Origin of the sequence: Brevundimonas sp. LF-1, assembly GCF_037055305.1 — a bacterium.
Classification (GTDB): domain Bacteria; phylum Pseudomonadota; class Alphaproteobacteria; order Caulobacterales; family Caulobacteraceae; genus Brevundimonas; species Brevundimonas sanguinis.
Map to the genome: position 1 here is coordinate 2,844,759 of NZ_CP146349.1, position 15,647 is coordinate 2,860,405.

Consider the following 15,647-nt stretch of genomic DNA (forward strand, 5'->3'; position numbering starts at 1 on the left):
CCACCCTACCTGGACTCCTCACAATCATTCATATATAGACGACATCATAACTGATGAGCGACAATCGTTCATATATGGAGGATTGCATGCCGATCGCTGAGGCGGAAATCGATCGCCAGGCCGAGCGTCTGGGTCGTGGACTGGCGGCTGAACGCCTCAGCCGGAACCTCACCCAAGCGCAACTCGCGACGGAGGCGGGGCTGTCGCTCAGCACCCTGCGCCGCCTGGAAGACGGAAAGAACATCTCCCTCGACAACCTCATCCGCGTGATGGACGCCCTGCAGATCGCCGGCCGCCTCGACGCCCTGACGCCCGCCCTGGACATCCGCCCGGTCGAACGGGTGCGCCCGGCCGGCCGGGAGCGTAAACGGGCGGCGCCCGCCGCCTCGCCCCCGCCCGCCTCCCGCTGGGCCTGGGGCGACCAGTCATGACCGACGCCGTCATCCGCCTGTGGGGCACCGACATCGGCGCCGTCAGCTGGGTCGAGGCGCGCGGCCACGCCGTCTTCCAGTACATGCCCGACTTCCTCGGCAGCGGCGTGGAGCTGGCGCCCTCGTCATGCCGCTGAACGCGGCGCCCTACGCCTTTCCAGAACTGCCGCGAGACGCCTTCAAGGGCCTGCCCGGCCTCCTGGCGGACTCCTTCCCGACAAGTACGGCAACGCCCTGATCGACGCCTGGCTCGCACGCGAAGGCCGCGACGCCGCCAGCTTCAATCCGGTGGAACGCCTCTGCTACATCGGCACGCGCGGCATGGGCGCGCTTGAGTTCCACCCGACCATCCTCAAGACCGAGCGCCGCTCGCGCCCGATCCAGATCGACGCCCTCGTCGACCTCGCCAACCAGGTCCTCGACGCCCGCGCCGACCTGCACGGCGTCCTGTCCGGCGAGGACGACCGCGATACGCTGGAAGAGATCCTGCGCGTCGGCACCTCGGCCGGCGGAGCCCGCGCCAAGGCGGTGCTCGCCTGGAATGAGGCCACAGGCGAATTCCGTTCCGGCCAACTCCCGGCGGATGCGGGCTTCACCTACTGGCTGATCAAGTTCGACGGGGTGAGCAACAACCGCGACAAGGAACTGGCCGATCCGCAGGGCTTCGGCCTGATCGAATACGCCTTCTCGCGCATGGCGGCCGACGCCGGCATCGACATGTCCGAATGCCGCCTCCACCAGGAGGGCGGCCGCAGCCATTTCATGACCCGCCGTTTCGACCGAAGGGCCACGGGCGACAAGCTGCACATGCAGTCCCTGGCGGCCATCCGTCATTTCGATTTCAACGCCGCCGGCGCCTATGCCTACGAACAGGCCGTCGAGACGATCCGCAGGCTCGGCCTGCCGGCGGTCGACATCGAACAGCAGTTCCGCCGCGCGGTCTTCAACATCCTGATCCGCAACCAGGACGACCACGTCAAGAACATCGCCTTCCTGATGGACCGCACCGGCGCCTGGCGGCTCTCCCCCGCCTATGACGTGGCCTACGCCTACAACCCCTCGGGCCCCTGGACCCGGCAGCATCAGATGAGCCTGAACGGCGCACGCGACGACTTCGACCTGGAGGACCTCGTCGCCTTCGGTGGCTACTGCGGCTTCAGCCGCAGAAGAGCCCTCGCCCTGGTCGAGGAAGTCAGCGCTCCGGTCTCGGCCTGGCGCGCCTACGCCGACGACGCCGGCGTCTATGAGGCCGACGCCGTGCGCATCCAGCGCGCCCTCCGCCTTGAACTGAAGGCGGCCCGTCCCGCCTGACATCGCCTCAACGCGACCGGCCCCGAGGACCGGGATCAGGCGACCTTGTCGCTCCGCCGCTGGCGCGGTCCCGGACCGCCACGATCTGGTCGCGCAGCCGCATCCGCCGGGTCTCAGGCTTCGGCAGACTGCGGACGAAGGCTTCGACCGAACGTCCGAGTTCACGGTCCTGCGGATCATCGGAACGGGCGAGCGCCAGAGCTTCCGCCACATAGGCCCGCCGGATGAGGCGCTGACGCTCGATCGCCTGACGCTCCCAGACCGCCCCTTCGCCCTCCCCGCGCGCTGCCTCGCGAAAGGCGCCCGCCAGCACCTTGGGCAGGGGCCCTGCTCCCGCTTCAAACCGCTCTCGCGCCTTGCGAACAGAGGTGCGCTCCGCCTTGCGCACCACGCCCCGCGTCCGTCGCGGCGTCGCCTCCGCTTCGACGCCGCGCTCTCGCAGGGCTTCAGCGAAGACCTCCCGCCACCTCTGGAGATCCGCCTTCCTGGGATTCAGCCGCGCGCCGTTACGGCCTGACATCCTCACCGTCAGGTGGACGTGCGGATGCCGGTCCTCGTCGTGCAGGACGAAGACGTAAGAGAAGCGCTCGCCGAACACATGCTCCGCAAAGGCCCGCGACGCGTCCTCCACACGAAACGGCTCCGTGCCCGCCGGCATGCTCAGGACGATCGACATGGAGACCGCGCCTCGCCGCCCTAGAGGCTCGGCGGACAGCTCTCCCGCCCAATCGTCCGCAAGCGTCCGCACCTCGGCGCGCCCCTTCAGCCGCTCGCCGTCCGGACCTTCCAGGAACAGGCGTCCATTGCGGGAGATATAGTCGAGGTGCCGGGCGAGATGACCGGCGTCATGCGTCTTGCCGGTGATCTTGACCATGGCCTCCGGCGCCCGCCGCGCCACGCGGGCGAGCGTCGCCCGCGCGCCCTCGCCGCGTCCCCCTCCCGCCCGCCCAAGCACCGACCGCGTGATCCGCGCCCGCGCCGGCTGGACCGGCGGCCGCAGCGCCTCCTCGAAACCCGAAGGCGGCCGGAAGTCCGTCATGAGCCGGCCGACCAGTAGTCGAGGTTGCCCTCGAACGCCCGCCGCAGGCCCGACAGGCCGCCTCTGACCTCCTCTGCAAAGGCGAGGACGCGAACCAGCTCGACAGCAGGCGCCCGCCCACCCGGGACCGTCGCATTCACGGTCCGGGCGATCTGGTTCAGGTTCACGCCGATACGGCGCAGGTCGCGCTGGATCTCGATAAAGGCGACGGCCTCCGACGGCGAAAGCTGCGGCTGCGCATACAGCCGCCGACGCACAAGGGCGACCACCCACTGGGTGCGCGACAGGCCGGACTTCGCCGCCTCAGCCTCTACGGCGGCGAGATCGGCAGCGCCAAGCCTAAGGGTCAGTTTTCCGGTCAGCGGTTCCGCCGACGCCGGTCCGGAACGCGGATCCCCATCTCCGGCCGAAGCCTCGATCAGCCGCCTCAACAGCCTCGACCGCCCGCCGCACGCGCTCGCCGCCGCATCGAAGCGGCGAGCCAGGTCGGGCGGAAGGCGAACAGTGAAGCGGTCCATGGGCAAAGGGCTCTGTCAGACATTGCCGGCGCAAAGCCTATCCTGCCCTAGACCTCCAACCGCTTCGCCCCGTAGGCCTACGGGAGGGCCCAGCCGTCGCCTCGACGTTCCACCCCGGCCGCTTGCCCGCCGGCCCGAGGCGGAACCTACCGCCCCAACGGCAGCGGCCCCAGACAAAGGAAAAGCCGCGCCCGATCAGGACGCGGCTCAAACCTCAAAGCGAGGAAACCGGCACGTCAGGGATGCGCTTCATGCAGCCAGGCCACCGCCCGTTGCGCATGGGCCGCCGCCGAGAACAGGAACCGTTTGTCGGCCTTCAGCACGTCGAGCCAGTGGCTGAGATAGGCGGCGTGGTCCTCACGCGGCTCCAGTTCCAGTTCCAGGTCGGCGCAGAGGAAGGCGGCGCCCAGTTCGGCGACAAGCTCCTCGCGGGCGTAGGCCTGAGCCGAGCGGCTGAAGTCTCGGGCCAGCCGTGTTTCATGGCCCGTCCAGTGGACGCACTCATGGCCAAGAGTGGCGTAGTAGGCGCCCGCGTCGCGGAAGGTCTCGAACGGCGGCATCTGCACCCGGTCCGACGCCGGGACGTAATAGGCCGCCGATCCGCCATGACGGATGTCGGCCTCCAGCCCTGCGAAAAAGCGTTCGATCCTTTCCAGCCGTTTGTCGGGATTGATCGGCTCCGGCGGCGTCGGCCGGCAAGCGTCCGGCAGATCGTCGATCTGTTCGACGTTAAAGACAGTGTAGGCTTTCAGGAACGGGATGCGCTGTTCGACCTCATCGCCCGCCTCGTCGGTTTCGGTGCGCACGATCCGGTTAGCGTAGACGACCGTGGAGCCCTTCTCGCCTTTGCGAACGTGGGCGCCCAGCGCAAGCGCCTGACGGAAGGTCATCCAGGTCGGCGAGGCGAAGCCTCGGCTGAAGGCTTCCGACCAAAGCAGCAGGATGTTGACGCCGGTGTAGGGCGTGCCGTCGTGGCGAAGCGGACGGGTGACCGGATGACCTCCGGTCCAGGGCTGCGTCCAAGGCCGGACGCCGGCCTCCAGCTGGTCGATGATCTGGTTGGTGATCCGGGTGTAGATATCCGGACGAGCGGGATCGGCGGGGCGCGTCATGGCGGCCTCCTCGGAGATGAGTTGTTCGGATGAAGGGGCGGCGGCACGCATCACGCGCCGCCGCTCCGGTTCAGCGGGACCAGATCAAGCTGTGCCCGCCCTCGACCTCGACCAGGGAGGCGTAGATCGGCGCCGGGAAGCTGGGGTCGTCCAGCTTGACCGAGAGGTACTGCCGCTCCTCCCGGGACGTCCTCCTCCAGGCGGCGCCGAACTCGGTCTGGCCAACGAAGATGCGGTAGTCTGGAGCCTTGTCGTCGGCCTTCTTATTCGGCCGGAAGGTCGCCGCCTTGACGTCGAGGGTCAGGGTCGTGATCGACCCAGCGTAGCCGTCGCCCTGGGCGGTGAAGGTTCCAATAGCGGCCATCTCAGTCTCTCCTTTGCTTCGGGCCACGCCTGTCGCGGCCTCGATGGCGATCGGGAGACCGGGGGCCGGTCGGCGCGCAGGCGGAGCGAAGCGACGCCCCGCAGCAACGCGGAGGACCGGAAGCCAGGGTTTCTTGTGCCGCGAGGAGGCCTTCGGCCGGGGAAGAAACTCGAGCGCGCGGTTGCGCCCTGCCGACCGGATTCCGGTCAGATCCGCCTTTCGAGAGGCCGCACAAGCGTGACTGAAAGAGGCCAGGGCAGAATACACAGCCCCGTCAGGCCTTCTCCGTCCAGGGGAGCGCAGCAGCCCACGAGCCGCTGCTCGTTCATGGAAAGGCGCAGTCGCGATTTGGAGGTGCTGATCGACAGCCCATCTGCTCGGTTCGCCTTCTCAGATTAAGCGGGGATCTCGCGCCAATGCGTGGCGAAACCGTACGGCCGTGGGAGCTTGAACAGCTCCGATCTGAAGCGCTGGAACACTGAAGGCTGCTCCCCTAGGTTGGGTGCAGGGACGGAGATGAGGTGCAATGAGGGCGGTGGCGGGATACGACGCCCAAGGAGCGGAGCTAGCCGCTCAATATGAGGGCCTGCAATCGGACGAGGTGCATGGCGCCTTTCTAGATTTGCTGCCGCCCGGCTTGGATCGCCTCGCTTTGGACATCGGTGCAGGCTCGGGCCGTGACGCAGCTTGGCTAAAGAGCCGCGGCTTTGACGTTGTCGCGGTCGAGCCCTCGCGGGCGATGAGAAGCGCTGCCGCCGCCTATCACGCCGGCAAAGACATCCGTTGGCTCGAAGACCACTTGCCGGCCCTGACCGTCACCCACCGCCTCGGATTGTCGTTCGACGTCATCCTCCTCAGCGGCGTCTTGATGCACTTGCCGCCGGACGAGCGCCGCCGCGCCTTCCGAAAGATTGTCGCCCTCCTGAAACCAGGCGGGCGTCTTCTCATAACTGTGCGCGACGGAGCGGGCGCGCCAGACCGGCCAATGTGGCCGATTCCCCGCGGCGAGATGGAGGCCCACGCCGCGCGCACGGCCTGACGATGCTGCGGATCAGCGAGAGCGCCGACCTTCAGGGGCGCACCGGTGTTCAATGGACATCCTATGCGCTGCAAATGCCTGACGACGGTGCAGGCGCGCTGCCCCTGATACGGGGGATCATCCTCAACGATGAAAAGTCGTCGACCTATAAATTGGGCCTTCTGCGCTCCCTTGCGAGGATCGCCGACACCGCGCCGGCCCTAGCAGTCGAACGGCTGGATGCGGACATTGTCGAGGTTCCACTGGGCGCCGTAGCTCTGAACTGGCTGCGTATGTACCTGCCGCTCGCTCGAGCCGAACTGCCGCAATTGCCGGGCAATCGCGGCGCGGAGAGGCTGGGCTTCGCCGGCCCAGCATTCCGCCAACTGCTTGTCGATCAAGTGGTTGGCCAAGACCTGCGCATAGGCGCCCGGTTCACTGGCGATCGAGCGACTGCCATCGCCCAGGCGCTGGGGGATGCTCGCTCCACCATCTGTCGCATGCCTGCACGCTACACGCGGTATCCGAACTCCGACGCTCCGGTTTTCGAGGCAGCGCCGGCGCGTTCCACCAAACACCAGGGCGAAATCATCATGGACGCCGAAACCCTGCGTGGGTTCGGCTCTATTGGTGTTCCAGGCCCTGCTTGGCGCACCCTGCTGCGGCTAGGCGCGTGGGTCGAGCCAGTTTTGGTCAGGGAATGGGCACGTCTAATCGAGGGCTTCGCCCTCAGAATGGGACGGCCGATCGCGCTGGGAGAATGCGAAGCTGCTCTACAATGGCTCGATCCGGTTCGCGACACGGCGCTCGCGCGCAAGGTCGGCCGGCGCTTGATCGACGGAAACCAACCGGTGGAATGCATATGGACCGGCGGGCGCCTGACCGCTCAGGGTTTTGACATCGATCACTGCCTGCCTTGGACGGCATGGCCCTGCAGCGATCTGTGGAATCTGTTTCCGGCGCGCGCGAGCATAAATCGCAACGCGAAGCGTGATCGTTTGCCGTCCGCATCTGCTCTCCTGGCGGCCCGGAATGGCATGGAGAAGTGGTGGCGACAGGCTTGGGAAGCGGACGAGGCCCTGGCCCAGCGCTTCTGGCTGGAGGCGGAAGCGGCGCTACCGCTGGGCTCCGCCGGCGACCTGGATGACGTCTTCACCGGCCTGGAATGGCGCAGGTTGAGGCTGCGGCAGGACCAGCAGGTCCAGGAATGGAGCGGGCCGGATAGTGAGAAAGCTCCGAACCGCGTTTCAAGGTAGGCCCCTTCGGACAGCGACCACCCATTAGGGCGGTCAGGCCGGTACGACCTACTCCGCTGCGATCGCGGCTCGCGCGACGGCCTGGCGTCCCTTGCCCGTGCCGGGGTGCGCGGCATGATCTCCGATGAGCGAATGGTACTGCTTGGGCACCGGCGCGACGCCCGCAGGCGGCGGAGTATGCGCCATACGGGGACGCAACAGACCCAATGCCCCCTGAACGGGCGCATCAAGCAACTGACGTCGAATTTCTCGCGCCAACACCTCGGCGATCAGGGACGGGACCGCGTTGCCGAGCATGCGTTGCATTTCGGTCCGACCCACGTCGAGCTTCAGCCCATCCGGAAAGGTCTGGATGCGAGAGAGTTCTGCGAAGGTCAGCCGCCGGTTGTCCCAGTGGAACGGCCCGATGGCTGCGCCGGGTTGGGCCTGCACGGTCCATGACGGCAGGCGCTTGGAAAGCTTCAGGAGGAAGCTCCAGTAACGCGTACGCCAGCCGAACAGCGGTTGTCCGCCGCCCCGCGCCGTATGCCAGAGATAGTTTTCGCCCTCCGGGATGCTGGGAAGGAGATCGCCCCACTTGCCGCCCACCTTCAGGCCGGGCTCTTCAGGATCGGGAGGCGGCAGATCGCCGAGCGCGTCCCAAGCCGTCCGATAGGGCTCCGCCCCGGCGAACAGATCCTCGCCTTCGCTGCCTCCCGGTTGGTGTGTCGGTTCAGGAAACTGGAAGGGGCGGCCCTCGCGCGACCCAACCATGAAGACGCGTTCGCGGGCCTGGGGCACCCCGAAATGGGCCGTATTCAGCATCTTCCAGGTGACGCTGTAGTTCGATCCGGTCTCGCGGTTGATCTGGGCGATGCCGTCCAGGATGTAGCGAAGCCCCTCATCCTTATTTTGGTAGGCGAGGCCATAGACATTCTCGAGCAGGAAGGCCCGAGGCTGGGTGTCCCGGAGAACCCGTAGATAGCCTGTCAGCGTGTCCGCACGCGGGTCGTCCAGCCGCAAGGCGTCGCCGCGCGCCCAATAGCCGGACTTGGAAAACGGCTGGCACGGCGGGCCGCCGATCAACATGTCCGTCTCGCCGACCGCGACCCCCGCCTGCTGCATCAGGTCCGACGAGGACACGGCGTTGACGTCGTCCTCGATTACCGACCAGTTCCGATTCAGTCGCATCGTGCGGCAGCAGTAGCGATCGATTTCCAGCGCTACGCGGGTCTCGAACCCGGCTTCTTCGAATCCGAAATCCAGACCGCCGATACCGGAAAACAAACTGATGGTCTTGAGCATGCCGCCGCCGTTTACAGCCTCCTCGACGCGATCGGAAGCTCTGGGTTAGTCTGTCATAAAGGCCGCAGGAAACTGTATTGTCAATACAAGATTCTCATCTGATCGTGAAGTTGAGGGAGGCGATGGAGAGCTATCGCCGACGGACGGGCGTGCGCCTGACCTACGCCTCTCTTTCGCGTCAAACCGGCATTTCGCAGGCCACCCTGCAGTCGCTCGCGGCGCGACGTAGCTACAACACCCGCCTCAGCACCATCGCGCGGCTCTGCACCGCTTTGGAATGCTCGCCTGCGGATCTGCTTGAGTTGCACGAGACGCAGCGATGAACATCGACCGCAACCGCGCCGTTGAAATCTTGCGCGCAGCCGCTGCAAAGGCAGCCCAGGGGCTGGTCGATGACGCCTGGCTGGAGCGTATGGAGACCTTCTCCAAACTCTGCGAAGACGGAACCTCAAAGACCCACATCGCCTTCCTCGGCACCGCGCTTATCGCCAAGGCAGTCGATCCGCGCGCCGACCTCTATGCGATCAAGCCGGCGCATGCGGGCGATAACCCAAACGCCTTCTCCGCCCGATCCCTGGCCCACGGGGTTCTGGTGCCGCTGGCGGCGGAGCTGGGTTTCAGCATCGGCGTCACCGGACGTGAGCCGCTGAACAACCAGCCCTACTTCCGGATGACCCGCCTGGACGACGGCACGCCCGTGCACGCGGGAGGCCGTCCTGCTTTCGACTACATGCTCAATCTTATCGGCATGCTGCAGTCGGTAGACGAAGCCGAGGCGGCAACGGCGCTGGCCGCCTTCATCGCTGTCAGACGCCGCTATATCGTCCGCTACGGAGACGCAGGCGATCAGGGTGCGCTGACGCCCGCGCAGCTCCTGGGCGCCATCGAAGCCCTTGTCGGAGAGGACGCTGAAGGCGGACGGCGAGCCCAGGCCGTCGCCGCAGGCCTTTTCGATGTCGTGTTTGGAGCCGACCGCGTCGAAAGCGGACGTATCAACGACCCGAGCCGCAAATACCCGGGCGACGTCTGTGTCCGTTCAGCTGAGGATCCCGATGTCTGGGAAAAAGCGGTCGAGGTCCGCGACAAGCCGGTTTCCCTTTCGGACATCCATGTCTTCGGCGCCAAATGCCTGGCGATGGGCGTGCTCGACGCCGCTGTCCTGATGGCCTCCAACCGGCAAACGACGCTGGACAAAGACGCCGCTGAGGCCTGGGCGGACGAACGCGGGCTGGGCTTGACGCTCTTTTGCGGCTGGCCCGTTCTTGTCGAGCAAGCCCTGTACTGGAGCGCAGCCGCCAAACCCGAAGCCGCTCTGGCGGCGATCGGCTTCATCCGCGACCGCCTCATCACGGTTGAGGCCTCGCCGAACGCCGTCGAGACTTGGTTGCGCCTGACCGCTGGCGCCGCTTAAGGTGGGTGATGGACGCACATAGCGAAGAGTCGCCGTCCGTCTCCTTTTTGAGGCGTCTGAAATCAAGACATCATGCAGCCTCGCTGGAGCGGCTGCACCGAGGCGCTGGTTGCGAACACATTCGCCGGATGTGGACACACCGTCATAGGTGGTCAGCGTCTCCGGGATCTGTGCTGCACATAGTTGGGCCGTGACCTCGGGTTCCGCCTCACTTCGCCCAATGATGAGATCGTGACCGGCACGCGGCGCCGCCCGACGAGCTGGCCATTCACCTTCACCGCAACATCGACGAAGTGCGTTCCCGGGTAGGCCGAGTTTTCGGTGGTCGAAAGCCCTGTCCCCGACACATGCCCCATGTCATTCTCGCGTTCGGCGGCGCGGCCCATGTTTCTGACTGTCCACGACACCACCGCGCCGGCAGGGAGTTCAAGCGCGTTAGAAAGGGCGAATTCAATCGCGCAGTTGCGAGGGATCGGTCCAATCTGGTTCTCCCCTGCCAACGACGAGACCTGTCAGAGTTGACGGCCGTGACCACGACGTTCGGCACGAAGGCGACGGTCGGCGCGTGAAACTTCTTTTCCAGCAAAATCCCCTCGTCGGCTTCGGCGGGGATCTCGAAAAAGTGCAGGAAAATTTCGGACCAGATCTCGGCCGCGGCCGCCTTGCTCTGGGTCGACGTCGCCCTCTCGGCCACGTCCATAAAGATCGCCAGCCGATCCCGAAGAAGATCGGTCTCCTCCGGGTTGAGTCGATTGAGATTTTCAGCGAGATTGACGGGGTTCTCGACACGGGTGCTGCGGTCCAGCCGTCCCGTTATCGCCCGCAGCACGGCCAGGAGAAGGTCGTCGTCTCCCGAAATATCCCCCGCGTTCAACCCGTTCCAGGATCGGCGACGAGCACGGTTAGGAGAATGGATGATGGGGGCGCTTCATCTTTCCCGAAATGCAACGCTGCCCACATCTTCAAATAGCGGACGATCCGACGGGCGCGCGGCCTCACATCGTCGCCAAGCATGTCCTTCCACCATCCGTAGATGGCCTTTGGGTCGCTGTCTTCCCAGCTGTCATCCGACACGGCCAAGGCTCTCGCATCGCGTCCGGCGTCAAGGTGGTAACACGGCACATCGACATGAAAGTCGTCGTTGAAGTGGATGCGAGAGCAGCGCGGCTTTGGATCACTCACCCCTCGGCGTCATTGCTGGAATCCCCAGCGTAGTCGATCAGTGCGTCCTGCACGAATTCCTTCAACGCGAGCGGCGACCAGTCGCCCTCCTCGGGGGCACCGCTCCAGCGATAGTAGACACCGAGGTCGATATCGAACTCGTGACCGGACGCCGCCGGACGGATCTGGGTGCCGAATTTGTAGGATCCCTGCAGCCATGAAGAGATCTTGTAGCCGGAGCTTTCCTCGAGACTGACCTTCAGCACGTCAGCGAGGTCGTTCCAGCGTTCCTTCTGCGCGTCGAACTGTTCGTCGGAAGGCCGGATCCGCCAGTCGAGGCATTTTTCTGAACCGGCTTCAGTCGTCGAATAGAACAGGCTGGCGGCGACACCCATGGGTCAGGCTCCACGATTGTAGAAGGTCGGAGCTTCGGCGCGATGGCCAAGCAAGGTCGGGAGCACGCCCTTGCCCAGATGTTGGCGGACTGAGGCTTCCGCCAACGCCTGGAGGTCAGCCTTCGCCGCGGGAGACGCCACGTCCAGGGCGAGGCTTCGTTCCTGCTCCTTGGACTGGACCTGATCGATGCGAAGATACCGCTCGCCCAGCCTATGGCCCATCATGTAGTTGGTGTTCTCCTGCTGGGCGGCGATCATGACGTTCGGCAGGCGCTGGTCTTCCATCCAGCCCATCCAGCCAAGATTTACGCCGATCGCGTTCGAGACCGAGAACCGGGACGTTGTTGTGCCGATGCTCAGCATCCGGATCGACTCCAATGGTTGTCGCAGGAAATGTTCGGCTTCGTGCAGTGCCAGATGATCGGGCGCATTGGCGTAAAGACCACCGTCGGCGAACAGTTCTCCGGCGATCCGATGCAGCGGAAAGAATGTCGGTGCGGCCGAGGTCGCAAGCGCGACGTCGACCACCTTGAGCCGCCAGTCTCTCACGAAGGTCGGGTGGTGAGAGGTCTTGAACACTTGGGGCAGACCTTTGGTCAGGTTGACCGCGGGGATCATCACACGATGATCGAGGTCGCCCAGTCGAGTCTCTCCGCCGACCAAGTCGACAACGGTCTGGCGCAGCGCATCTGGGCCGTAACGTGCCCGCTTGGCGTTTGGAAGTAGAGCAACCGTCTTGCTGACCTTGGATTGAGGCGGCGGTCGGTCCGTGAAGATATCGGCGCCTCTAGCAAGGAAGGCGTCCCGAATTTCCGCGGCCGGTATGCCTTTGGCTAGCCCGAGGGCGATGATACCGCCAACCGAGGTGCCGGCCACCAAATCGAAGCGATCCATGATGGAGCCGCCGATATCTTCCTCGAGCGCGGCAAGAACGCATGCCGTGTAGAGGCCCATATAGCCGCCACCGGACAAACTCAGGATCTGAAACACGTTTCGCTCCTTATCACCTCTAACCTATGGGCGAATCGGCCGGTGGCCAACCGAATCCCCGATCAGGCGCCCCTGTCCGGAGGCTTACCGACAGGCGAGCACAACTCGTCACGCGCGGACGGGCGCTGCTTCCAAGAGCGCCAGCAGCGGTCATTGAGGCGGGGGCGGATGAGCGGTGACCTTCGATGTGGCAGTGCATTGTGCCATGGCGTTACATCCTCTCTGGATTGCAAAGGGATATGGTGACGCTTTTTCATATGCCAATGGTATATCGGAAGAAATCTGGCAATCTCGATTGCCAAGCAGCCGTATCGGCGGGCGTGGACCCACTGTCATCGTCAGCTCGTCTGCCCCGCCTGCGATGATTCGTACACGGCGTCGTTGGCGGGGTGGCTTGCGTGGCTGGTGTCGATGTCCGCTCCCCCTAGCCGACCTTTACGCCGGTCAAGCGGTCGAAGTCGCCTGCGCGCCAATTGCGGACTCTAACGCCGCCCCGGAAATCAGACCTTCAGGCATCCAAGCGGTAACCCACCCCAAGCGCGGTCAGCGACGGGTTATCGCCGATCGGGACGACAGCAAGCTCGAGTTGAGGCGCATCGCTCAACATGGCATTCAAAGCGCGACGATTTCCTTGGCTCCGAGTCACCGATGTTCACTTCAAATATCGACGAGAACTTTCTTCGAGGCGCTCTTGAACGGGGAGAAGTTGTCCTCGTACTGGGCGCTGGAGCCTCGGCATCCAGTGAGAACCGCGATGGTGACCCCGTCAAACTCGCCCGCGCTTTAGCGGAGGCGGTCGCTGATCTGGCCTCAATGCCCTACGCCAACGAAACGCTGACCGAGGTCCTTGGCGCGGTCGAGGGCAGCCTGGTCAGCCGACAGCGCATCGATGAACTTCTGGTTCATGAGTATGCGAAGGTAACTGGCTGCGCTGACCTCGAACGGCTGTTCGATTTCACATGGCGCCGCATTTACACTTGGAACTACGATGACGGCTTGGAGAACCTGAGGAACTCAGGCGTACAGAGGCGCCGGATTTTCAACGGGATGATCGACTCGGCTAGCATCGACGACGACATTACTCACCTTCAAACCATCTACCTGCACGGTCAGATCACGAAGATTGAGCATGGTCTCATCCTAACCGAGACCGAGTACAATAAAGTGATCGCCGGAGAGAAGCACAACTGGTATCGGCAGCTGGCCGTCGACTACGTCAAATGGACGCCTGTGTTCATTGGCAGCAAGCTCAACGAACCAATTCTTTCGCTGGAGCTCGAAAGAGCCGAAAAGATCGGGACAACGGTCTGGGCAAGGCTTACGTTATCATCCCGGACGAACTGAGCGCGATTCAAACAGCGAGCCTAGCATCCCGCAATATCGTGCACCTGAAGGGGACATTGTCTGATTTCGTCCAGTGGGTCAGCAAGGGGCAGCCGGGAAAATATACCCCGCGCCAGTCGATGAAGAAGGGCCTGTCGTTTGCAAGCGTGCTCGCAAATGATCAGACCATCGGCCAACAGGATCTCGACACTGCCCGCCCCATCTTCCAAGTATCGTGGACGAGCGCGAGCAGCGACGCGTCGGCGCTTGACGTGGTCGTAAAAGACAAACTCGCTCGTGAATTTCTCGAGGGGTCACCGCCATCCTGGACCCTCGCGGCCTCAGACGTTCCCGTCTGGCTTAAACGCACGGACGACCTGCTCAACGCAGCGAGGCTTGCCAGCCTAGACGCGCAGCGGCTGTTCGTCGTCACAGGCCAATCGGGCAGCGGAAAAACCATGGCGCTGATGCAGGCGCTTCTGCGCCTCTCGCGCGAGGATCCGAAGTTCATTCTGTACGACTTGCGCGGCGAGGTTAAATCGCTACGAGCCGCCTTGAATCTCATTCAGCGGCTCCACCCCGATGAGCACGTCAATGTCTACATCGGCGACATCTTCGTTTACGGAGACTCTCTCGCTGAAGACGCCATGAGCACGCGCCCCGGCGGGATAACTATCTTCTCGAGTGCTCGCTCCGGCGAGTGGAAACAGCACTGGGCTCGCCGCGTCGGCGAATACGCCTCCACCTTCCCCTACGAGCGCTTCCAGGAGGATGACCATCGAGGGTTGATCGAGAAGCTGACGCAATACGTTCCAGCTCCGCGCTTCAGGAAGCTGCGCACTGAAGAGCAGCTCGAGCGTCTTTCCAGATCGAAGCATCAGCTTCTGATCGCGCTTCGCGATGCTACCCGTTCGAAGAAGTTCAGCGCCGCCATCGCAGATGAATTTATGGGCTTGCCCCACCGAGATTCTCGCTACCTTGTTTTGATCGCTGGTATGCCCACCCTCGCACGCACCGGTATCAGTCGCGCGATGGCTCGAGAGGTTTATGAAGCCTCCGAACCGGAACTGACGTTCGAGGAGGCGATGATACCGCTCGAAGGCATTATCACCCCTGCCCCCAACGAAAGACTAATGGTGCGGCATGAACTCTATGTGCGGCACATCATAGAAAACGTGTCTGATTTCTCGGACGTCATCCAGGCGATCAAGGAGACACTTCGTACATACACTAAGTTCTCTCCCCCAATAGTCAAATCTGTCGGCAGGTACGATGCACTGCTATTCAAGTTTTTACTGAATCACAACTTCATATACGAGTTAGCCAATCGTCGCGGAATGGTGGCAGAGGCGATCAGCATCTACAGCGAGTTTGAGGTCGATTTCGTCCTGGACGGGCATTTCTGGCTTCAATTCGGACAATATCTCGTCGAATGGGGCGACCTCGATCGCGCGCTTGCGGTCCTGCAAAAATCCATCGAGGCCTACCCCGAGAACAGCTACGCTTGGCATTCTCTCGCCGATGTTCAGTTGAAGGTTGCGGCCCGGCGTCCCGCGTACGATGCCACCACGGTCGAACTCATCGGCGATGCCGTGAAAACCCTGATGGAGCAGGATGAGAGCCCCAACCTGCAGACGGACGAGTATGCGATCGTCACGCTTGCCCACAACCATATCGGCGCACTGGTCGCGCACGGCCAAGCCAAACAGGCTGCAAACTATGCACAACGCTACTTCGACAGGCTTCAATTACTCGAGCGACGAAACTCCGAACCAGCGCTTACCGTCGCTAAAGATCGCCTCTTTAAGTATCTCGCTAATGGCGAGTGGAACGGTGCCAACCCAGGACGAAACACCCGCCGCAATCGGCGTACTCAAGCAAGGCCGCCCAAGCGTTAGTGTCGAAGCAGATGATAGCAGCATCCGGTAGACAGCTGTGCGCCAGTTGCCGACCTTGAGGGGATGCCGGAGGGCGAACATTGAGGCGACCAGGCAGGCGCGAGGTCTGCGGAGGCTGTGAACTCAACTGGCGGTT

At 63.8% G+C, this 15,647-nt stretch carries 18 protein-coding genes and 1 pseudogene; 10 read left to right on the plus strand and 9 right to left on the minus strand.

The annotated features are described in order from the left end of the window. The first annotated feature begins 86 nt into the window (after positions 1–86). The 4 genes and pseudogenes from V8F63_RS15725 to V8F63_RS15740 all read left to right on the plus strand — a co-directional run bounded on the left by V8F63_RS15725 (position 87) and on the right by V8F63_RS15740 (position 1,742). Complete coding sequence (locus V8F63_RS15725) at positions 87–431, plus strand: helix-turn-helix domain-containing protein (RefSeq protein WP_278069516.1); 345 nt, start codon at positions 87–89, stop codon at positions 429–431. Further along, entirely contained in the window at positions 428–568 is a 141-nt protein-coding gene (locus V8F63_RS15730; RefSeq protein WP_392354028.1) for a hypothetical protein, read from the plus strand. The genes V8F63_RS15725 and V8F63_RS15730 overlap by 4 nt, the downstream gene beginning before the upstream one ends. 100 nt (positions 569–668) lie before the next feature. Further along, positions 669–713 (plus strand): annotated as a pseudogene (locus V8F63_RS15735) (hypothetical protein); the annotation flags it as partial. Between the two features lie 6 nt (positions 714–719). Beyond that, complete coding sequence (locus V8F63_RS15740) at positions 720–1,742, plus strand: HipA domain-containing protein (protein ID WP_392354029.1); 1,023 nt, start codon at positions 720–722, stop codon at positions 1,740–1,742. Positions 1,743–1,749: 7 nt separating this feature from the next. On the opposite strand, the gene V8F63_RS15745 is transcribed toward V8F63_RS15740, so the two are convergent. The 4 genes from V8F63_RS15745 to V8F63_RS15760 form a co-directional block, all read right to left on the minus strand. Further along, positions 1,750–2,781: a hypothetical protein gene (locus tag V8F63_RS15745; RefSeq protein ID WP_392354030.1), complete on the minus strand. Its 1,032-nt coding sequence runs from the start codon at positions 2,779–2,781 to the stop codon at positions 1,750–1,752. Further along, positions 2,778–3,299, minus strand: a complete 522-nt coding sequence (mobC, locus tag V8F63_RS15750; RefSeq protein WP_392354031.1) for a plasmid mobilization relaxosome protein MobC — start codon at positions 3,297–3,299, stop codon at positions 2,778–2,780. The genes V8F63_RS15745 and mobC overlap by 4 nt, the downstream gene beginning before the upstream one ends. Before the next feature lie 236 nt (positions 3,300–3,535). Next, a complete protein-coding gene (locus V8F63_RS15755; RefSeq protein ID WP_392354032.1) occupies positions 3,536–4,462 on the minus strand; it encodes a zincin-like metallopeptidase domain-containing protein in 927 nt (308 codons plus the stop codon). Between the two features lie 19 nt (positions 4,463–4,481). Continuing rightward, on the minus strand, positions 4,482–4,775 hold the full coding sequence (locus V8F63_RS15760) for a DUF736 domain-containing protein (protein ID WP_392354033.1): 294 nt from the start codon (positions 4,773–4,775) through the stop codon (positions 4,482–4,484). Positions 4,776–5,310: 535 nt separating this feature from the next. Here V8F63_RS15760 and V8F63_RS15765 point away from each other — a divergent pair. Together V8F63_RS15765 and V8F63_RS15770 are read left to right on the plus strand one after the other, a co-directional pair. After that, a complete protein-coding gene (locus tag V8F63_RS15765) occupies positions 5,311–5,814 on the plus strand; it encodes a methyltransferase (RefSeq protein WP_392354034.1) in 504 nt (167 codons plus the stop codon). 2 nt (positions 5,815–5,816) lie between these two features. Further along, complete coding sequence (locus V8F63_RS15770; protein ID WP_392354035.1) at positions 5,817–7,049, plus strand: hypothetical protein; 1,233 nt, start codon at positions 5,817–5,819, stop codon at positions 7,047–7,049. Positions 7,050–7,097: 48 nt separating this feature from the next. Here V8F63_RS15770 and dcm read toward each other — a convergent pair whose 3' ends face one another. Continuing rightward, complete coding sequence (gene dcm, locus V8F63_RS15775) at positions 7,098–8,333, minus strand: DNA (cytosine-5-)-methyltransferase (protein ID WP_392354036.1); 1,236 nt, start codon at positions 8,331–8,333, stop codon at positions 7,098–7,100. Between the two features lie 104 nt (positions 8,334–8,437). Between dcm and V8F63_RS15780 the strand changes: the two genes are divergently transcribed. Continuing rightward, on the plus strand, positions 8,438–8,656 hold the full coding sequence (locus tag V8F63_RS15780) for a helix-turn-helix transcriptional regulator (RefSeq protein WP_392354037.1): 219 nt from the start codon (positions 8,438–8,440) through the stop codon (positions 8,654–8,656). Further along, positions 8,653–9,744, plus strand: coding sequence for a restriction endonuclease, SacI family (locus V8F63_RS15785; protein WP_392354038.1), 1,092 nt, complete (start codon positions 8,653–8,655; stop codon positions 9,742–9,744). Before V8F63_RS15780 ends, V8F63_RS15785 begins: the two co-directional genes overlap by 4 nt. A 274-nt stretch (positions 9,745–10,018) precedes the next feature. On the opposite strand, the gene V8F63_RS15790 is transcribed toward V8F63_RS15785, so the two are convergent. The 4 genes from V8F63_RS15790 to V8F63_RS15805 are packed head-to-tail and all read right to left on the minus strand — an operon-like array spanning position 10,019 to position 12,290. Next, positions 10,019–10,618 (minus strand): hypothetical protein, encoded by a 600-nt coding sequence (locus V8F63_RS15790; RefSeq protein WP_392354039.1) that lies wholly within the window; start codon positions 10,616–10,618, stop codon positions 10,019–10,021. Continuing rightward, positions 10,615–10,926, minus strand: a complete 312-nt coding sequence (locus V8F63_RS15795) for a hypothetical protein (protein ID WP_392354040.1) — start codon at positions 10,924–10,926, stop codon at positions 10,615–10,617. The genes V8F63_RS15790 and V8F63_RS15795 overlap by 4 nt, the downstream gene beginning before the upstream one ends. Further along, positions 10,923–11,300: a cyclic GMP-AMP synthase DncV-like nucleotidyltransferase gene (locus tag V8F63_RS15800; protein ID WP_392354041.1), complete on the minus strand. Its 378-nt coding sequence runs from the start codon at positions 11,298–11,300 to the stop codon at positions 10,923–10,925. The genes V8F63_RS15795 and V8F63_RS15800 overlap by 4 nt, the downstream gene beginning before the upstream one ends. 3 nt (positions 11,301–11,303) lie before the next feature. After that, entirely contained in the window at positions 11,304–12,290 is a 987-nt protein-coding gene (locus V8F63_RS15805) for a CBASS cGAMP-activated phospholipase (protein WP_392354042.1), read from the minus strand. Between the two features lie 648 nt (positions 12,291–12,938). Here V8F63_RS15805 and V8F63_RS15810 point away from each other — a divergent pair. Then, positions 12,939–13,634, plus strand: coding sequence for an SIR2 family protein (locus V8F63_RS15810; RefSeq protein ID WP_392354043.1), 696 nt, complete (start codon positions 12,939–12,941; stop codon positions 13,632–13,634). Between the two features lie 56 nt (positions 13,635–13,690). Continuing rightward, positions 13,691–15,511, plus strand: a complete 1,821-nt coding sequence (locus V8F63_RS15815) for a hypothetical protein (protein ID WP_392354044.1) — start codon at positions 13,691–13,693, stop codon at positions 15,509–15,511. The last annotated feature ends 136 nt before the right edge of the window (positions 15,512–15,647 follow it).

Coding starts and splice junctions, on each gene's coding strand:
- V8F63_RS15770 (WP_392354035.1), top strand. CDS start 5,817: ATGCTGCGGATCAGCGAGAGCGCCGACCTTCAGGGGCGCACCGGTGTT.
- V8F63_RS15725 (WP_278069516.1), top strand. CDS start 87: ATGCCGATCGCTGAGGCGGAAATCGATCGCCAGGCCGAGCGTCTGGGT.
- V8F63_RS15745 (WP_392354030.1), bottom strand. CDS start 2,781: ATGACGGACTTCCGGCCGCCTTCGGGTTTCGAGGAGGCGCTGCGGCCG.
- V8F63_RS15810 (WP_392354043.1), top strand. CDS start 12,939: ATGTTCACTTCAAATATCGACGAGAACTTTCTTCGAGGCGCTCTTGAA.
- V8F63_RS15800 (WP_392354041.1), bottom strand. CDS start 11,300: ATGGGTGTCGCCGCCAGCCTGTTCTATTCGACGACTGAAGCCGGTTCA.
- dcm (WP_392354036.1), bottom strand. CDS start 8,333: ATGCTCAAGACCATCAGTTTGTTTTCCGGTATCGGCGGTCTGGATTTC.
- V8F63_RS15730 (WP_392354028.1), top strand. CDS start 428: ATGACCGACGCCGTCATCCGCCTGTGGGGCACCGACATCGGCGCCGTC.
- mobC (WP_392354031.1), bottom strand. CDS start 3,299: ATGGACCGCTTCACTGTTCGCCTTCCGCCCGACCTGGCTCGCCGCTTC.
- V8F63_RS15760 (WP_392354033.1), bottom strand. CDS start 4,775: ATGGCCGCTATTGGAACCTTCACCGCCCAGGGCGACGGCTACGCTGGG.
- V8F63_RS15785 (WP_392354038.1), top strand. CDS start 8,653: ATGAACATCGACCGCAACCGCGCCGTTGAAATCTTGCGCGCAGCCGCT.
- V8F63_RS15755 (WP_392354032.1), bottom strand. CDS start 4,462: ATGCGTGCCGCCGCCCCTTCATCCGAACAACTCATCTCCGAGGAGGCC.